Here is a 16,288-nt window from a genome sequence, read left to right as displayed (position 1 = left end):
CACCGCGCGTCACAGTTCCCGGTGGACCTTCGTGTTGGAGGCCTGGGCGCGGGGGCGCAGGACCAGGAGGTCCACGTTGACGTGGCTGGGGCGGGTGACGGCCCAGGTGATCGTCTCGGCGACGTCGTCCGCGGTGAGGGGCTCGGCCACGCCCTGGTAGACCTTCGCCGCGCGCTCCTCGTCGCCGTTGAAGCGGGTCAGCGCGAACTCGTCCGTGCGGACCATGCCGGGCGCGATCTCGATGACGCGGACCGGCTGGCCGACGATCTCCAGGCGCAGGGTCTCGGCGAGGACGTGGGCGCCGTGCTTGGCGGCGACATAGCCACCGCCGCCCTCGTACGTGCCGTGGCCCGCGGTGGAGGAGACGACGACCACCGTGCCGTCACCGCTCGCGACGAGCTTGGGGAGCAGGGCCTGGGTGAGGTTCAGGGTGCCGATGACGTTGGTCTCGTACATCGTGCGCCAGTCGGCGGGGTCGCCGGTGGCTACCGGGTCCGCGCCGAGTGCTCCGCCGGCGTTGTTGACCAGTACGCCGATTGATTTGAAGGCCGTCGCGAACTCGTCCACCGCGGCTCGGTCCGTGACGTCGAGCTGGTACGCCGTCGCCGCGTGGCCCGCCGCGGTGATCTCTTCCGCCAGCGCTTCGATGCGGTCCTTGCGGCGGGCGGTGAGGACTACGCGGTAGCCGGCAGCCGCGAGTTGCCTGGCGGTGGCCGCGCCGATGCCGCTGCTTGCGCCGGTGACGATCGCGATTCGGGATGCCGTCGACGGGGCTGCGGTGGGCATGGGGTGCTCCTTGGGCGTGCGGTTGCGTGGCCTCGCCAGGATAGGTGGGGGCCTGGACGGGTCTCGCCGTGGTGGTGCCGTTGTATGCCGGGTGCGCGCGGTCTGTGGCTGGTCGCGCCCACGCGGCGGAGCCGCATATCGATACAGCCCCGCGCCCCTGGAAGCAGGTTGGTCAGCGAGCCCCTAATTCCTCGGTGCCCACATGATCAGCGCCATGCCTGCCAGGCACACCAGGGCCCCCGTGATGTCCCAGCGGTCCGGGCGGTAGCCGTCCGCCAGCGCGCCCCACGCCAGGGAACCCGCCACGAAGATGCCGCCGTATGCCGCGAGGATGCGGCCGAAGTGGGCGTCGGGCTGGAAGGTGGCCACGAAGCCGTAGGCGCCGAGGGCGAGGATGCCGCCGGTGATCCACAGCCAGCCACGGTGTTCGCGTACGCCCTGCCAGACCAGCCAGGCGCCGCCGATCTCGAAGACGGCGGCGACGACGAAGAGGGCTGCGGAACGGACGATCAGCATGTCCACCAGCTTGGCACGGGCGCTGTCACCTGTTGGACGGCGCCTGCCGATGGCGTGGCGGGGGATACATGCGTACGTCCGTGGCGAGTGAGGAGTGGGTATGCGCAGGGTTCTCGCGGTGGGGTTGGCCGCGCTGGCGGCGGTTGGAGCAGGGGGCGTACCCGCTGGTGCGGTGGGTGGGCCCGAGGCCGATCTCGCTTATCACGGGGCCGCCTCCATGGCCGACGGGCGCGTCGACGTCCGGTTCACCCCGCGCAATCACGGGCCGTCCGCCGTGCCGGACGCGACCGTGCGGCTGCGCTGGTCGGCGCCGCTCGCCAACGGGCAGGTGCTGCCGGGCGGGTGTGCGCGGTCGGGGCCGCGGGTGGTGTTGTGCCGGGTGGGGGCCCTGGCCGCGGACGATCTCGGGGCGCCGATCAGCATGCGGGTACGGCTGCGGGGGGCGCCGAGCGAGGTGCTGCTGGAGCTGGACACCGTCTGGAGCGGGGGCGCGGTGGACCACAACCGGGCCAATGACCAGCAGCGGGTGCTCGTGCTGGACAGTGGGGACGAGTACTACTTCTGAGGCACCGTCGTCTTCTCCGCCTGACCCTCCGCCTCGGCGTCGTAGCGGTCCCGCGCCTCGTGCACCTCCTCGATGTGCGTCTCCGCCCAGGCCTTCACCGCGGTCATCAACTGGGCCAGGCTGGCGCCCAGTTCGGTGAGTTCGTAGTCGACGCGGACCGGGACGGACGGGGTGACGGTGCGGGTGAGGATGCCGTCGCGTTCCAGTGAGCGGAGGGTCTGGGTCAGCATCTTGGGGCTGACGCCGGCGAGTTTGCGGCCGAGGTCGCTGTAGCGCATGGGGCCGGTCGAGAGCGCGGCGACGACGAGGCTGACCCATTTGTCGCTGAGCCGGTCCAGGAGCTGGTTGGTGGGGCAGGACCGGATGAACGCGTCGTACTGGACGCGGGCCTGCTCGCGTCGCTGAGCTGCGGTCGTGGTCGGCATGGCGGGCTCTCGCTCACTTCCGGGGTAGGTAGGCACTTTCAGGTAACTACTTACGAATCGATAGTAGCTCTTCCTAGGGTTGCTGACAGCTGCGGGGATACCCCGGCTGACCAGTAGGTATAGGGAGACAGTCGTCATGCGTGCAGTAGTCGTGAACCGTTTTGGTGGGCCCGAGGTCGTGGAGGTCGTGGAGACGGACGTGCCCGAGCCGGCGGCGGGGCAGGTGCGGATCAAGGTGGCCGCGGCCACGCTGAACCAGGTGGACGAGGGCGTGCGGGGCGGCTTCTTCGGGGGCGAGGGGGAGCGGATCGGGTTCGGGTGGGACGTGGCGGGGACGGTGGACGCCATCGGCGACGGCGACGGCGACGGCGGCGGCGGCGAGTGGAGCGTGGGTGACCAGGTGGTCGCGATGACCCCCGGCATGGTGCGACCGCTCGGCGCCCACGCCGAGTACGTCGTCGCGGCGGCCGACGCGCTCGCGAAGGCGCCGGTGACGGTCGACGCCGTGCACGCCGCGACCCTGCCGCTGAACGGCCTCACCGCCGTACAGGCCCTGGATCTCCTGGAGTTGGAGCAGGGGCAGTCCCTTCTCGTCACCGGTGCGGCGGGCGCCGTCGGTGGGTACGCCGTCCAACTCGCCGCGCACCGGGGTGTGTTGGTGACCGGGCTCGCTCGGGAGGGCGACGCGGAGCTCGTACGGTCGCTGGGGGCCGCGCACTTCACGAGCGGGTCCGTCGAGAACGGGAGCTTCGACGCCGTACTGGACGCGGCGATCCTCGGCGAGACGGCGCTGGCGACGGTGCGGGACGGGGGCGCCTATGTCGGGTTCCGGCCGGGCGGGCAGCCGGCCTCCGTGCGCGGGGTGCGGACCACCGCCGTGGAGGTCGCCGCCGACGGGGCGCGGCTCGCGGAGTTGGTGGCGCTGGTCGACGCGGAGGTGCTGAGCCTTCGGGTGGCCGAGACGTTCCCGCTGGCGGAGGCCGCCAAGGCGCACGCCCGGCTCGCGGAGGGCGGGGTGCGGGGGCGGTTGGTGCTGGTCCCGTAGGGCGGGCCGGCTCCTTGGGTCCCGGGGTGTCGATCAGGCCGGCGGTTGTGTGTCCGTCGTCTGGGCGTACGTCTTCGGCGGGACGCCCACCGTCGCCGTGAAGTCCCGCACCAGGTGGGCCTGGTCGGCGTAGCCGAGGTCCGCGGCGAGCGCGGCCCAGTCGACCTCGCGTCGGGTGCCGGCGAGTTCGAGGGCCTCGTGGATGCGGTAGCGGAGGATGACCCATTTCGGGGCGACACCGACGTACGCCGAGAAGAGCCGTTGCAGCGCCCGTACGGAGAGGCCGGCGGCCTGGGCGAAGTCGTCGACGCGGCGGATCGCGCGGTCGGTGCGGGCGCGTTCGACGAGGTCCACGGCGAGGTCGGCCTGGGGGTCGGGGGCAGGGGCGAGGGGGAGCAGGAAGGCGTCGAGGGCGGCGATGCGGGTGGCGTCGTCGGCCGGGTCCACGACGGCGCGGGCGGTGGCCGGCGATGCCTGTGCGAAGACGTCCCGGGCGTCGAGCACGCGGCCCGTCCAGTGGGAGGCCGGCAGTTCGGGGGCGTACGGCCGGAAGCCGCCGGGGCGGAACTTCACCCCGCACACCCGGCCCTTGCCGGTGATCTTCCTGGTGTAGAGGCCGTGCGGGATGCCGGTCAGTTCGGCGTAGGGCGGGGTGTCGTCCGTGTCGATGCCGTCCCACTGGAAGGTGAGGTTGACGGACGGGTGCGCGACGACGTGGGAGGCGTAGGGCTCGGGCAGGTCCCAGTCGATGAACCAGTACCGCTCGACGTACCGGCGCAGCGGCTCGGCGGGCTCGTGGCGGCGGAACCTCACCCGGGTCAGCAGCCCGGAGGGGTCGACGATCCCGCGGGTGTCGCGGCGGCGGGGGGCGGCCATGGCCGGATCGTACGACGCGCCGCGCCGAGCGGCGCGGGTCTTCGGGCGTCGCGTTTCTTCAAGAAGGGCCGGCCCCGGCGTCCGTACGGTCGAGGCATGGACACGAAGAGTGTGGCTACGTACGGCATCGGTGAGCTGCTGGCCATGGCGCGTGGGCGGGCGGTGGCGGTGGTGGCCGGCATTTCCGACGCGGCGCTCGTCGCGCCCACGCCCTGCGCGGAGTACGACGTGAAGGCCCTGGTCAATCACCTCTTCCAGGTGGTCGTGCAGTTCCAGTGGCTGGCCGTGAAGGAGGCGTCGGACTTCGGCGAGACGCCCGACCGGGTCGGCGAGGGGCCGGACTGGCGCGAGCGGTTCGCGGGCGAGGCGGACCGGCTGGTGGCGGCCTGGTCCGCGCCCGGCGCCGAGGAGGGCACCACCGGCGCGATGGACATGCCCGCGCGACTGGTGGGCTCGATGGCGCTGCTCGATCTCACCGTGCACGTGTGGGACCTGGCACGGGCGACGGGCCAGGAGTACCCGGACGCCGACGACGCGATCGTGGCCCAACTGACGGACACGGTGGCCCAGTTGGCCCCGACGGCCAAGAAGATGGGCGTCTTCGGGGAGCCGGTACGGGCGCCGGAGGGCGCGTCGGCGTTCGAGCGGTTGCTGGCGGGGACGGGACGGGATCCGGGGTGGGACGGAGGCGCGGTCGCCGGGTAGGGCGAGCCGTCGGACCCCCGGCCCCCCGGGGCCGACGTCAGGCCGTCGGTACAGGTGCGTCCGGTGCGATCAGGTCCTCCTCGCGCAGGTCCGTCCAGAACGCCGCCGGGATCCGCTCGCCGAGGGCCGCCACGTCCTCGGCGATGCGGCTGGGCCTGGTGGCGCCGGGGATCGCGGCCGCCGTCGCCGGGTGGGCGAGGGAGAACTGGAGGGCGGCCGACTTGATGCCGATGCCGTGCCGGTCGGCGAGCGCCCTGATCCGCGCGACCTTGTCGATGATGTGCGCGGGCGCCTGCTGGTACTCGAAGTGCGTGCCGCCGGCGAGGATGCCCGAGCTGTAGGGCCCGCCGACCACGATGTCGACGTCCTGCGCGGCGGCGGCCGGCAGCAGGCGCTGGAGGGCGCGGTCGTGGTCGAGGAGCGTGTACCGGCCGGCGAGGAGGAAGGCGTCGGGCTTCGGTTCGTCCAGGTCGAGGGTGAGTTCCAGGGGCTCCACGCGGTTGACGCCCAGGCCCCAGGCCTTGATGACGCCCTCTTCGCGCAGCCGTTGCAGCACACGGAACGCGCCGGTGCGGGCGCTCTCGTACACCGCCAGCCACTCGTCCCCGTAGAAGTCCTGGGCCACGTCGTGCACCCACACGATGTCGAGGCGGTCGGTCCGCAGGCGCTTGAGGCTGTCCTCGACGGAGCGGAGGGTGGCGTCGGCGGAGTAGTCGTTGACCATCTTGTTCGGGCGCCCGTGTTCGAAGAGGCCGCCCTTCTCGCCGAGGTCGCGGGCGGCCGGGTCCTCGATCTCGTCGAGGATGACGCGGCCGACCTTCGTGCTGAGGACGAACGCGTCGCGCGGGTGCCGCGCCAGAACCTCGCCCAGCCGGATCTCGGCGAGCCCGGCGCCGTAGAAGGGCGCGGTGTCGAAGTACCGGATGCCCTGGTCCCAGGCGGCTTCGACGGTGGCCGCGGCCTCCTCGTCGGGGATCGCGCGGAACATGTTGCCGAGGGGCGCGGTGCCGAAGCCGAGGGTGCCGGGGCGGACGCCGGGGGAGTGGGCGCCGGGAGTGCCGGGGGCGCCGGGGAGGGCGCCGAGGGTGCTGGGCAGGAGGTTCTTGATGCTCATGGTTCGAGGCTAGGATCCAGGGATGAGACTGTCCAAGACTCACTCGGACACACTTGAGTCCTCCGAGGTCCTACATGCTTGACCTGCGCCAACTCCGCTACTTCGTCGCCGTCGCCGAGGTCGAACACGTCGGCCGGGCCGCCGAGCAGCTGCACATCTCCCAGTCGCCGCTCAGCCGGCAGATCGCCCAGCTGGAGAAGAACCTCGGCCTGACCCTCTTCGAACGCAGCCAGCAGCGCATCCGGCTGACCTCCGACGGCCGCGTCTTCCTGACCGAGGCGCACGCCCTGCTGCGGCACGCGGACCGCCTGGAGAACCTGGGCCGCCGGCTCGGCCGGGGCGAGGAGGGCGGTCTGTGCATCGGTTACGTCGCCGACGCGATGTACACGGGCGTCCTGCCCACCGCGTTGCGCACCCTGCGCGATCAACACCCGGGCATTCACGTCGCGTTGTACGACCAGGAGTCGGCCGACCAGTTCGAGGGTCTGCGCCAACGCAGCCTGGACATCGCGCTGGTGCGGACGCCTCCGTCGGAGGACGACCCGGACCTGGACGCGGCCCCGTTGCTGAGCGACCCCCTGCTGCTCGCACTGCCGGCCGGGCATCCCCTCGTAGGGCAAAGGGAGTTGACCCCTGCCGCCCTGGACGGTCAGCCCTGGATCGCCGTGGGCGACGACTCCCGGGACGCGGCCTGGCGTGACACGTTCGTCGCGTCCTGCGTGGCCTCGGGCTTCACCCCGGACATCCGCCTCGACGCGGCCGATCCCCTCACCGCCCTGGGCCTGGTCGCCTCCGGCCTCGGCCTCGCGCTGATCCAGAAGAGCATGCTGCGCGGCACGACGGACGGCGTCGCGGTGCGCGAGCTGCCCTGGTACGGCGGGTCGGTCCAGCTGTGGGCGGCCTGGCACCGGGTGGATCTCCGCCCGGTGGTGGCCTCGTTCCGCGGAACGGTCCTCGCGGGCCGCGAAACGGCCATCGAGGGCCGGGGCGCCACCCCGGACCACTGACGGGAATAGCCGTACGCGGGCGACCGTTCTGTGGGTATAGTTGAACAGTCAACAACATGGAGGATGAGCGACCATGCAGTTCGGGATCTTCAGCGTCGGCGACGTCACGCCGGACCCGACGACGGGCCGGACGCCGACCGAGCGCGAGCGCATCAAGGCCATGGTCGCCATCGCGCTGAAGGCGGAAGAGGTCGGCCTCGACGTCTTCGCGACCGGCGAGCACCACAACCCGCCCTTCGTGCCGTCGTCCCCGACGACGATGCTCGGCTTCATCGCCGCGCGGACGGAGAAGCTGATCCTCTCCACCTCCACCACGCTCATCACGACGAACGACCCGGTGAAGATCGCCGAGGACTTCGCGATGCTCCAGCAGCTGGCCGACGGCCGCGTCGACCTGATGATGGGCCGCGGCAACACCGGCCCGGTCTACCCCTGGTTCGGCCAGGACATCCGCCAGGGCATCAACCTCGCCATCGAGAACTACGCCCTGCTGCACCGGCTGTGGCGCGAGGACGTCGTGGACTGGGAGGGCAAGTTCCGCACGCCGCTCCAGAGCTTCACGTCCACCCCCCGCCCGCTGGACGACGTACCGCCCTTCGTCTGGCACGGCTCGATCCGCTCGCCGGAGATCGCCGAGCAGGCCGCGTACTACGGCGACGGCTTCTTCCACAACAACATCTTCTGGCCGGCCGACCACACCAAGCGGATGGTCGAGCTGTACCGGGCGCGGTACGCCCACTACGGGCACGGCACGCCGGAACAGGCGATCGTCGGGCTGGGCGGCCAGGTCTTCATGCGGAAGAACTCGCAGGACGCGGTGCGCGAGTTCCGCCCGTACTTCGACAACGCGCCGGTCTACGGCCACGGGCCGTCCCTGGAGGACTTCACCGACCAGACCCCGCTGACCGTCGGCTCCCCGCAGGAGGTCATCGAGAAGACCCTCGCGTTCCGGGACTACGCCGGCGACTACCAGCGCCAGCTGTTCCTGCTGGACCACGCCGGACTCCCGCTGAAGACCGTCCTGGAGCAGCTCGACCTGCTCGGCGAGGAGGTCGTGCCGGTCCTGCGCGAGGAGTTCGCGAAGGGCCGCCCGGCGGACGTCCCGGAGGCCCCGACGCACGCGTCCCTGCTCGCCGCCGCCCAGAAGTCCCAGGAGTCCGAGAAGGAGACCGTGGCATGAAGCTCGTAGTCGTATCGGCGGGGCTGAGCGTGCCGTCGTCGACGAGGTTGCTGGCGGACCGGCTGGCGGCGGCCACGGTGGGGCGTACGTCGGCGGAGGTACAGGTGGTGGAGTTGCGCGACCTGGCCGTGGAGATCGCGCACAACTTCACCAACGGTTTCCCGGGCAAGGCCCTGTCTGCCGCCCAGCGGGCGGTGACCGACGCCGACGGCCTGATCGTCGTCACGCCGGTGTTCTCGGCCTCGTACAGCGGACTCTTCAAGTCCTTCTTCGACGTGCTGGAGAAGGACGCGCTGGAGGGCAAGCCGGTACTGGTTGCCGCGACGGGCGGCACGGCTCGGCACTCGTTGGTCCTGGACCACGCCCTGCGCCCTCTCTTCTCCTACCTGCGTGCCGTGGTCGTTCCGACCGGGGTGTACGCGGCTTCGGAGGACTGGGGAGCGGAGGGCTTGGAGGGCCGGATCGACCGGGCGGCGGGAGAGCTGGCGGCACTGATGACGGGCCTGACGGCGACGAGGCCGACGCCGAAGGCGGACGCTTTTGAGGTAGTTCCGTTCGCAGACCAATTGGCGGCGCTCGCGCCTACCAGCCCGTCCGGCGTTTGAGGACGAGGCCGTCCAGGCCGACAGCGGGGGTCTGGGGGCGGCAGCCCCCAGAGGACGGCACCCCAAGGGTGAGATCCGGGTAAAAAGGCTGATCGTAGGCCCACACACTCCGCCGATCCGCCGGAGGCATTGGCAGACTGGGGGACGTGTCCCAAACTGTGCTGCTCGCCGAAGACGACCGCGCCATCCGCCACGCCCTGGAGCGCGCCCTGAGCCTGGAGGGCTACCAGGTCACGGCGGTCGCCGACGGCGTGGAGGCGCTGGCGCAGGCCCACCGCACCCCACCGGACGTGCTGGTGCTGGACGTGATGATGCCCGGCATCGACGGCCTCCAGGTCTGCCGGGTGCTGCGCGCCGAGGGCGACCGCACCCCGATCCTCATGCTCACCGCCCTGGTCGAGACCGCGGACCGGATCGCAGGGCTCGACGCGGGCGCCGACGACTACGTGGTGAAGCCCTTCGACGTGGAGGAGGTCTTCGCGAGGCTGCGCGCCCTGCTGCGCCGCACCAGTTCGGGCAACGGCGCCCTGGTCGACGTACCGAAGGAGCCGCAGCACAGTGACCGGCAGATCGAGGCGGCCGGGCTGCGGATGGACATGCAGGCGCGGCGGGCCTGGCGGGGCGGGCGGGAGCTGGAGCTGACGCGCACCGAGTTCGAACTGCTGGAGCTGCTGGTCCGCAACGCGGGGATCGTGCTCGACCACTCCACGATCTACGACCGGATCTGGGGCTACGACTTCGGGCCCGGTTCCAAGAACCTGGCCGTGTACGTCGGCTACCTGCGCCGCAAGCTCGACGATCCGGGGGCACCCGCGCTGATCCACACGGTGCGCGGTGTGGGTTACGTGCTGCGGGAGGACTGAGTGGGGCGGCTGCGGCGCCTGCTGGTCAGACGGCGGCCCGGCCTGGTCTCCCTGCGCACCACGTTCGCGGTGTCCTTCGCGGCGGTGACCGCGGCCGTCACGGTGCTGGTCGGCGTGCTGTCGTACAGCGCCGCCGCGCGGCTGGTCCGGGTCGACCAGGAGTCGGTGTTCGACCAGGTCGTGCAGGATCTGCGCGACGAGGTGCGCCAGCACAAGATGACCCCCGCCGACTTCTCCTCCTCGGCGCCGGGGCACGACATCGTGCGCCCGGCCCGGACCGATGTGCAGGTGCTGGGGCCTGACGGTTCGGTCGTCGACTCCGGCAGTCCTGCGCTGCCGGTCACGGCCGCCGACCGGGGGATCGCGGCCGACCGGGCGGCCGGGACGATCGCCGAGCACAAGGAGGTCGACGTCGGCGCCGACGTCTACCGTGTCGCGACCGTCTCGCTGGGCGAGCGGCAGGGCGCGGTGCAGGTGGCGCAGGAGTTCAGCGACACCGAGGACCTGCTGCGGGCGTTGCAGCAGCGGACGCTGATCCTGATGGCCGCGGTGGTGACCGGCGCGGGTCTGGTCGGCTGGTGGCTGGCCCGGCGCATCACCCGCCGCCTGATCGTGCTCACCTCGGCGGCGGAGGACGTGGCCCGCACGCGCCGGCTCGGCATCGTCGTGCCCGTCGCCGGCTACGACGAGGTGGGCCGCCTCGGCCGCGCCTTCGACCGCATGCTGGGCCGCCTGGCCCAGTCCGAGGAGGACCAGCGCCGGCTGGTCCAGGACGCGGGCCACGAACTCCGCACGCCCCTCACCTCGCTCCGTACGAACATCTCCCTGCTCCGCCGCATCGACGAACTGCCCCCCGCCACGCGCCTCGAACTGGTCGCCGACCTCTCCCAGGAGGCGCGCGAACTGACCGACCTGGTCAACGAACTCGTCGACCTCGCGGCCGGCCAGTCCGACACCGAGCCGCCGCAGCGGGTGGACCTCGCCGACATCGCCGAGGACGTCGCGGGCCTGGCCCGGCGCCGCACCGGCCGCGAGATCACGGTCCGCGCGAGCGGCGACACGACCACCGACGGCCGCCCCGGCGCGCTGACCCGGGCGATCTCCAACCTTGCGGAGAACGCGGCGAAGTTCGACCGCGACGGCACGGAACCGATCGAGATCAACGTCGCCGGCCCCGCGCGCCCCGGCACGGTCCGCGTCGAGATCCTCGACCGCGGTCCGGGCGTCGCCGAGGCCGACCTCATCCGCATCTTCGACCGCTTCTACCGCGCCGCCGACGCCCGCTCCCTCCCCGGCTCGGGCCTCGGTCTCTCCATCGTCCGAGAGGTGGCGATGGCCCACGCGGGCGCACCGTTCGCCTACCGGCGGGAGGGCGGGGGATCGGTGATCGGGTTCACGGTGGGCGGGGCACCGACGGGTCCTACGAGGTGATGGGCAGGCGTGACGCAGGGACCGACGGGTCTTACGAGGTGACGGGCAGGAATGACGACGGGACCGACGGCCACCTGATCTGGGCCGCCCAGTTCCGCCCCGACGGTTCCCCGGCACCCGGCGTCCGCATTCACCGCCACGGCTCCGCTACGGCGGTGGCGAGCCCGGACCTCTCGGGGCGGGACCGGATCGCGGTGGCTGGGACGGAGGGCGACGCGCTGACCCTCGTACGGGATGTGCTGCGGGAGGTCGGACCGACGTATCGGCCTTTCGGCGAGGCGGAGTTGATCGACGGGCTGGTGCGGGGGATTCCCGAACTGGGGCGTGGGGGTGGGCCGTTCCTGTGGATGGAGACGGCGGTGCCGCCGGTGGTGACCGGTCCGGGAGACGCCGGCTGGCTGGACGCGCGCGGCGAACGGGACGCCGGGAACCTCATCACCCGCCACTTTCCCGACTCCTACGCCCAACCCGGCCGCCTCGGCGTCCGCCGCTGGGCGGGACTGCGCGACGAGGCCGACGGACGGCTGGTCGCCGTGGCCGCGGACGCGTGGTCGGGGGTCGGATGCGGGTTCCTGGCCGGAGTGGTCACGCATCCGGCGGCGCGGGGGCGGGGGTTGGGCGGCGCGGTGTCGGGGTTCGTGGTGGGGGCGCTCGTACGGGACTACGGGCGGGCCGCGTTGATGGTGGACGCGGGGAACGCGGGCGCGGTCGGGGTGTATGAGCGGGTCGGGATGAGGGGGCGGGTGTTCGGGGCGGCGGGGGTAATGGGGTTGGGGGCGACAGGGTCAACGGGGTTGGGAGCGGCGGGGGTAACTGGGTTGCGAGCGCCCTGAGTTGGCGGCGGTGCTGCTGTGACCGTCGTGGCCGCCGGAGTCGTATGTGACGCACGTCACGGGAACTCGGCGCTCCGGACGGTCAGTTGAGAACGTGACCACAGATATGCGAACCCGGATACGGGCCGGAGATCCGGACGCCTTCGCGGAACTCTTCGACGACTGTGCCCGCGCGGTGTACAACCACGCCTTTCGGCTGACCGCCGACTGGTCGGTGGCCGAGGACGTCATGTCGGCGACGTTCATGGAGGCTTGGCGGCGGCATGCGTCGATCGAGGCCGAAGGGGGCTCCCTGCGGCCGTGGTTGCTGGGCATCGCCACCAACGTCGCCCGCTCCCACTACCGCAGCAACCGGCGGTACCGGGCCGCGGCCACCGCCGCCGCGGCGGCGGGCGCGGGGGAGACACAGGTCGCCGACCACGCCGAGGAGACCGCCGGGCGGCTGGACGACCGGCACCGGATCACCGCCACGCTGACCGCCCTCGGTGCCCTCAGACGCCCCGAACGCGAGGTGTTGGTGCTCTGCCTGTGGGAGGGCATGGAGTACGCCGACGCGGCCCACGCCCTCGGCATCCCGATCGGAACCGTCCGCTCCCGCCTGTCCCGCGCCCGCGGCAAGCTGCGCAAGCTCGCGGACGCCGAGCTGAAAAGAAAAAGCGGAAAGAATCGGGAACTCACCTCCACGAACCGGCAGATAACAGGTGATCGCGGATACGCGGTCCGGTCCGCACAGGAAGGAAACCGATGAACGCCAGCCCCTCCCAGCCGCACCCGGCTGAGTGGACGGAGACCCAGGACCTCCTGCCCTCCGTCGAACGGGATCTGCCGGCGGGCCGCCACCAGTTCCACAAGGAGCAGATGATGGCCCAGATCCACGAGGACCTCCGCACCGCAGCCGACGCGCGTCCGGCCGCCCCGACGGCCGCCCCGCAGCGCCGCAACCCGTTCCTGCGCCGCGCGATCCTGCTGCCCGCCATGGCCTGCGCGTTGGCCGGCGCGGTCGTCGGCGGGCTCGCCCTGGCCGGCGGGAACGGCGACGGCAAGATGCCCCTCGCCACCGGCCCCGCGCTGACCACCACGATCGGCACCGCCGACGCCAAGGGCGCCCCCCAGCTGCTCGACCGCATCTCGCTCGCCGCCGCCGACACCTCGGGATCGGCCGTGCACGACGGCCAGTTCGTCTACATCGCCTCCAAGGTGGCCAGCACCTACCCCAAGACCGTCGACGACAAGACCACGATCGTCAGCCAGGAACTGCACGACCGGCAGACCTGGATGTCCGCCGACGGCAAGGACGGCTGGCTGATCGAGGCGGGCGAGACGAGCGACGAGGGCATGACCCTGGCCAGCAAGACCCCGATGAGCGGTGCGCACGACGCCCTGGTCAAGCTGCCCACCGACCCCGACGTGCTGCTGCGACAGATCTACAAGGAGTCGGACGCCGTCCGGGACCCCGAAGTCCCGAGCGACCAGGCGGCGTTCGTGGCCATTGGCGATCTGCTGACCGAGAGCTACCCGCCCGCGGACGTCGCCGCCGCCCTCTACAAGGCCGCCGCCAAGATCCCGGGGGTCGTCGCGGTGGACGACGCGGTCGACGCGGAGGGGCGCCACGGGATCGCGATCGCACGGCAGGACAACACCGGCGAGCGCACCGAGTGGATCTTCGACAAGAAGAGCCTGCGACTGCTCGGCGAGCGCGTCGTGGTGGTCGAGCCGCTGGCGGACAGCGAGTTCAAGGCCGGCACCGTCCTCTTCACCAGCGCGATCACGCAGCGCGCGGTGGTGGACGGGATGAAGCAGACGCCGGGCGGCACGGCGAGCTGAGCGACGAGGAGGGCGACGAGGAGAGCGCCGGGTCCCGAACTCCGGGGCCCGGCGGGCTCATTGTGCGAGGTCGTTGTGAGCGAGAGGCTGGGCGGATGAATCATGCGCACTCCGGCAGGCACCTCCGTTGATACCGGACCCGCCGCCCGAGCCCCTCGGTCCGTCGTCGTTGGTGTGGCGCTACTTCAGCGACTGGCGGAGCCTGCTGCTGAGCCTGTGGGCCGGGTCGATGCAGAACATGCACCCCGGTCTGGGCGCGGGCGTTCAGGAGCACTCGCACTTCTTCGAGGAGCGCTGGCAGCGGCTGTTCCGCTCGCTCTACCCGATCGCCGGTGTGGTCTACGACGGCCCGGACGCGGCCCGTACCGCCCGCCAGGTCCGCGACTACCACCTCGGCGTCAAGGGCGTGGACCGCCACGGCCGCCCCTACCACGCCCTCGACCCCGACACCTTCTTCTGGGCCCACGCGACCTTCGTCATGATCCCGGTGCTCGTGTGCCAGTACTTCGGCCGCCCCCTGACGACGGAACAGAAGGAGCAGCTCTACGCCGAGAGCCTCCAGTGGTACCGCCTGTACGGCGTCAGCGACCGCCCCGCCCCCGCCAACTGGCCGGACTTCTGCGCCTACTTCGACCGCATGTGCACCGAGGTCCTGGAGGACAACTGGCCGACCCGCGCGGTCCTGGACATCCGCCACATAGCCAAACCTCCCGCCCTACGCCGCCTGCCGGACCCCCTCTGGAAGCTCCTGCGCGTCCCGGTCACCCGCCCCATGATCTGGCTCACCGTCGGGATGTACCCACCGACGATCCGAGCCCGACTGGGCTACCGCTGGTCCCGCCGCAGCGCCCTCGCCCTGTGGCTGCTGGGCCGCACGGTCGCCCTCGGCTGGCATCTGGTCCCGTTCGAACGGCGCTACCACCCACGGGCGCGGGCGGCGTGGCGCCGTACCCGCGGCCTGTCGGTGGCGCGAGTGGAGACACCCCGCCGGAACCTGCCTAGTTGAGGTCGTAGGAGTCGCCAGAGTCGCCAGAGTCGCCAGAGCCGTCGGAGTCGTCAGAGTCATCGAGGTCGGTCAACAGGCTGTCGAGAGCGGTGTTGAGGGAGTCGACGTTGGCCCTGTCGAACCAGGTCGTACGGATGCGTTCGTTGCTCCCCCTCGGCGTCTCGTGATCGGCCGCGAGTTGGTGCAGAGTGCGGGTCTCGTCGCTGAGGGATCGGCCAACTCCCTGGAAGAGACCGCGGACGTAGCCGTCCGCCTCCTCGGAGGGGATGCCGTGGGCGACGGCCCATGACGTGAGCGTGGCGAGATACCAGTAGTGGGTGGTCAGGGTCCCCGTCAGCGCGGAGAAGACGTTGAAGGCCGCCTCGTCCGCGACCGGGAGCACCCCGCCGAGGCGCTCGAACAGGGCGTCCACCGCCGGGTGCGAGGGGTACGTGACGGTGACGGAACGACGTTCGCGTACGGCGGGCAGGGGGATGGCCCGTACGAAGGGGGCGTCGGTGCGCGCCAGCGTCGCGCGCAGGTCGTCATTGCCGACGCCCGCCATCACGTTGACCACGACCTTGTCCCCGCCCACCCGCAGACCGGCGAGCGCCTCGTGCCGATCCTGCCGCCGCACGGCGATGATCACCAACTCCGAGCGGTCGACGACCTGTTGGTTGTCGGCGCAGACGTGTACGCCGTCGTAGCGCGCAGCCAGCTCGGCGGCGACGCGGGCGCCCCGGGGCGAGAGGAAGACCTCCGGCGCCGCACCTTCCCCGTCACACAGACCTGTCACGAGGGCGCGCCCGATCTCACCTACTCCGATGACACCGACGCGTTTCACAGCAGCGACCTCACTCATACCGTCTCCCTACCCGTTGCCGTCGAAGGGGTCTTCCAGTTTCGGGACACACGGAGACAGCAGCCCCTCCGTGTGCTCGGTGACCGCGCCCCGAGCGAGCCTGAACACCCGTACCTCGTTCTCATGGCCCAGGTCCTCGTCATCGCGGACGTGGAGGAGCCCGTAGGAGCCGGGAGCGACCTCCGCCACATGCTCGAACAGGCCGACGACATCAGGCGATGAGCGGTGATTCGAGTGGCCTCCCAGGTGAATGAAGGGCTCGCCGTTCATCCACCTGAGGTCGAGGAGGTAGGGGCTGGCCATCTGGGCGATGCGAAGCCGAAGGTCATCGACGATCTGCCGCAGCCGGCTCTCGTTGTGGTCATCGACCGCGGTTTCCCTGAGGGTGATCCAGCCGTGGTACTCGAACACATCGCGATCTTAGTGAGGTTGGTCGTCTGGTCGTCTGCCAAAGCAGCTTCGTACCCAGCACCGAAGTCCGCCTCGCCGACGGCTCGTCCAAACCGATCAACAAGATCAAGGCCGTCGACACGGTCCTGGCGACGGACCCACAGACGGGCGTCACGGCCCCGGAGAAAGTCCAGAACATCATCGTCACGAAGACGGACAAGGACTTCACGACGCTGACGTTCGACACGGCGCCGGAGCGGGGACCGCCCTAGCACG

19 protein-coding genes are annotated in these 16,288 nt (G+C 71.4%); 12 read left to right on the top strand and 7 right to left on the bottom strand.

From position 1 onward, the window contains the following. Positions 1-9: 9 nt before the first annotated feature. Both ACIP6U_RS08815 and ACIP6U_RS08810 read right to left on the bottom strand, forming a co-directional pair. Entirely contained in the window at positions 10-786 is a 777-nt protein-coding gene (locus tag ACIP6U_RS08815; RefSeq protein ID WP_401714359.1) for an SDR family NAD(P)-dependent oxidoreductase, read from the bottom strand. 183 nt (positions 787-969) lie between these two features. Continuing rightward, entirely contained in the window at positions 970-1,302 is a 333-nt protein-coding gene (locus ACIP6U_RS08810; RefSeq protein ID WP_401714358.1) for a YnfA family protein, read from the bottom strand. A 100-nt stretch (positions 1,303-1,402) separates the two neighbouring features. Here ACIP6U_RS08810 and ACIP6U_RS08805 point away from each other — a divergent pair, with 100 nt between their 5' ends. Continuing rightward, on the top strand, positions 1,403-1,867 hold the full coding sequence (locus ACIP6U_RS08805) for a hypothetical protein (RefSeq protein ID WP_401714357.1): 465 nt from the start codon (positions 1,403-1,405) through the stop codon (positions 1,865-1,867). On the opposite strand, the gene ACIP6U_RS08800 is transcribed toward ACIP6U_RS08805, so the two are convergent. Then, positions 1,858-2,292, bottom strand: coding sequence for a winged helix-turn-helix transcriptional regulator (locus ACIP6U_RS08800; protein ID WP_401714356.1), 435 nt, complete (start codon positions 2,290-2,292; stop codon positions 1,858-1,860). The genes ACIP6U_RS08805 and ACIP6U_RS08800 overlap by 10 nt on opposite strands. Before the next feature lie 136 nt (positions 2,293-2,428). Between ACIP6U_RS08800 and ACIP6U_RS08795 the strand changes: the two genes are divergently transcribed. Then, on the top strand, positions 2,429-3,337 hold the full coding sequence (locus ACIP6U_RS08795) for an NADP-dependent oxidoreductase (protein WP_401714355.1): 909 nt from the start codon (positions 2,429-2,431) through the stop codon (positions 3,335-3,337). Between the two features lie 33 nt (positions 3,338-3,370). Here the strand turns inward: ACIP6U_RS08795 and ACIP6U_RS08790 are convergent, their stop codons facing one another. Further along, positions 3,371-4,213: a DUF6597 domain-containing transcriptional factor gene (locus tag ACIP6U_RS08790; RefSeq protein ID WP_401714354.1), complete on the bottom strand. Its 843-nt coding sequence runs from the start codon at positions 4,211-4,213 to the stop codon at positions 3,371-3,373. Between the two features lie 96 nt (positions 4,214-4,309). Between ACIP6U_RS08790 and ACIP6U_RS08785 the strand changes: the two genes are divergently transcribed. Continuing rightward, positions 4,310-4,918 (top strand): TIGR03086 family metal-binding protein, encoded by a 609-nt coding sequence (locus ACIP6U_RS08785; protein WP_401714353.1) that lies wholly within the window; start codon positions 4,310-4,312, stop codon positions 4,916-4,918. A gap of 37 nt (positions 4,919-4,955) precedes the next feature. Here the strand turns inward: ACIP6U_RS08785 and ACIP6U_RS08780 are convergent, their stop codons facing one another. Further along, positions 4,956-6,032 carry an aldo/keto reductase gene (locus ACIP6U_RS08780; RefSeq protein WP_401714352.1) on the bottom strand — a complete coding sequence of 359 codons (1,077 nt, stop codon included), beginning with the start codon at positions 6,030-6,032 and terminating at the stop codon, positions 4,956-4,958. Between the two features lie 74 nt (positions 6,033-6,106). Here ACIP6U_RS08780 and ACIP6U_RS08775 point away from each other — a divergent pair, with 74 nt between their 5' ends. The 9 genes from ACIP6U_RS08775 to ACIP6U_RS08735 all read left to right on the top strand — a co-directional run bounded on the left by ACIP6U_RS08775 (position 6,107) and on the right by ACIP6U_RS08735 (position 14,781). Continuing rightward, positions 6,107-7,039 (top strand): LysR substrate-binding domain-containing protein, encoded by a 933-nt coding sequence (locus ACIP6U_RS08775; protein WP_401714351.1) that lies wholly within the window; start codon positions 6,107-6,109, stop codon positions 7,037-7,039. Positions 7,040-7,112: 73 nt separating this feature from the next. Next, a complete protein-coding gene (locus ACIP6U_RS08770) occupies positions 7,113-8,219 on the top strand; it encodes an LLM class flavin-dependent oxidoreductase (RefSeq protein WP_401714350.1) in 1,107 nt (368 codons plus the stop codon). Further along, complete coding sequence (locus ACIP6U_RS08765; protein WP_401714349.1) at positions 8,216-8,824, top strand: FMN reductase; 609 nt, start codon at positions 8,216-8,218, stop codon at positions 8,822-8,824. The genes ACIP6U_RS08770 and ACIP6U_RS08765 overlap by 4 nt, the downstream gene beginning before the upstream one ends. 158 nt (positions 8,825-8,982) lie before the next feature. Beyond that, complete coding sequence (locus tag ACIP6U_RS08760; RefSeq protein WP_401714443.1) at positions 8,983-9,687, top strand: response regulator transcription factor; 705 nt, start codon at positions 8,983-8,985, stop codon at positions 9,685-9,687. Next, positions 9,688-11,118 (top strand): ATP-binding protein, encoded by a 1,431-nt coding sequence (locus ACIP6U_RS08755; protein ID WP_401714348.1) that lies wholly within the window; start codon positions 9,688-9,690, stop codon positions 11,116-11,118. 38 nt (positions 11,119-11,156) lie between these two features. After that, positions 11,157-11,951 carry a GNAT family N-acetyltransferase gene (locus ACIP6U_RS08750; RefSeq protein ID WP_401714347.1) on the top strand — a complete coding sequence of 265 codons (795 nt, stop codon included), beginning with the start codon at positions 11,157-11,159 and terminating at the stop codon, positions 11,949-11,951. A gap of 94 nt (positions 11,952-12,045) precedes the next feature. Next, positions 12,046-12,699 carry an RNA polymerase sigma factor gene (locus tag ACIP6U_RS08745; protein ID WP_401714346.1) on the top strand — a complete coding sequence of 218 codons (654 nt, stop codon included), beginning with the start codon at positions 12,046-12,048 and terminating at the stop codon, positions 12,697-12,699. Then, a complete protein-coding gene (locus ACIP6U_RS08740; RefSeq protein ID WP_401714345.1) occupies positions 12,696-13,775 on the top strand; it encodes a CU044_5270 family protein in 1,080 nt (359 codons plus the stop codon). The genes ACIP6U_RS08745 and ACIP6U_RS08740 overlap by 4 nt, the downstream gene beginning before the upstream one ends. 127 nt (positions 13,776-13,902) lie before the next feature. Further along, positions 13,903-14,781 carry an oxygenase MpaB family protein gene (locus ACIP6U_RS08735; protein ID WP_401714344.1) on the top strand — a complete coding sequence of 293 codons (879 nt, stop codon included), beginning with the start codon at positions 13,903-13,905 and terminating at the stop codon, positions 14,779-14,781. On the opposite strand, the gene ACIP6U_RS08730 is transcribed toward ACIP6U_RS08735, so the two are convergent. Both ACIP6U_RS08730 and ACIP6U_RS08725 read right to left on the bottom strand, forming a co-directional pair. Continuing rightward, positions 14,774-15,622 (bottom strand): NAD(P)-binding domain-containing protein, encoded by an 849-nt coding sequence (locus ACIP6U_RS08730; protein WP_401714343.1) that lies wholly within the window; start codon positions 15,620-15,622, stop codon positions 14,774-14,776. The genes ACIP6U_RS08735 and ACIP6U_RS08730 overlap by 8 nt on opposite strands. A gap of 9 nt (positions 15,623-15,631) precedes the next feature. Beyond that, positions 15,632-16,033: an Imm7 family immunity protein gene (locus tag ACIP6U_RS08725; RefSeq protein WP_401714342.1), complete on the bottom strand. Its 402-nt coding sequence runs from the start codon at positions 16,031-16,033 to the stop codon at positions 15,632-15,634. Between the last annotated feature and the right edge of the window lie 255 nt (positions 16,034-16,288).

Origin of the sequence: Streptomyces sp. NPDC088794, from assembly GCF_044750545.1 — a bacterium.
In the GTDB taxonomy this organism is placed as follows: Bacteria; Actinomycetota; Actinomycetes; order Streptomycetales; family Streptomycetaceae; genus Streptomyces.
This window is presented reverse-complemented; position numbering and strand designations above follow the sequence as displayed.

Coding starts and splice junctions, on each gene's coding strand:
- ACIP6U_RS08815 (WP_401714359.1), bottom strand. CDS start 786: ATGCCCACCGCAGCCCCGTCGACGGCATCCCGAATCGCGATCGTCACC.
- ACIP6U_RS08810 (WP_401714358.1), bottom strand. CDS start 1,302: ATGCTGATCGTCCGTTCCGCAGCCCTCTTCGTCGTCGCCGCCGTCTTC.
- ACIP6U_RS08805 (WP_401714357.1), top strand. CDS start 1,403: ATGCGCAGGGTTCTCGCGGTGGGGTTGGCCGCGCTGGCGGCGGTTGGA.
- ACIP6U_RS08800 (WP_401714356.1), bottom strand. CDS start 2,292: ATGCCGACCACGACCGCAGCTCAGCGACGCGAGCAGGCCCGCGTCCAG.
- ACIP6U_RS08795 (WP_401714355.1), top strand. CDS start 2,429: ATGCGTGCAGTAGTCGTGAACCGTTTTGGTGGGCCCGAGGTCGTGGAG.
- ACIP6U_RS08790 (WP_401714354.1), bottom strand. CDS start 4,213: ATGGCCGCCCCCCGCCGCCGCGACACCCGCGGGATCGTCGACCCCTCC.
- ACIP6U_RS08785 (WP_401714353.1), top strand. CDS start 4,310: ATGGACACGAAGAGTGTGGCTACGTACGGCATCGGTGAGCTGCTGGCC.
- ACIP6U_RS08780 (WP_401714352.1), bottom strand. CDS start 6,032: ATGAGCATCAAGAACCTCCTGCCCAGCACCCTCGGCGCCCTCCCCGGC.
- ACIP6U_RS08775 (WP_401714351.1), top strand. CDS start 6,107: ATGCTTGACCTGCGCCAACTCCGCTACTTCGTCGCCGTCGCCGAGGTC.
- ACIP6U_RS08770 (WP_401714350.1), top strand. CDS start 7,113: ATGCAGTTCGGGATCTTCAGCGTCGGCGACGTCACGCCGGACCCGACG.
- ACIP6U_RS08765 (WP_401714349.1), top strand. CDS start 8,216: ATGAAGCTCGTAGTCGTATCGGCGGGGCTGAGCGTGCCGTCGTCGACG.
- ACIP6U_RS08740 (WP_401714345.1), top strand. CDS start 12,696: ATGAACGCCAGCCCCTCCCAGCCGCACCCGGCTGAGTGGACGGAGACC.
- ACIP6U_RS08730 (WP_401714343.1), bottom strand. CDS start 15,622: ATGAGTGAGGTCGCTGCTGTGAAACGCGTCGGTGTCATCGGAGTAGGT.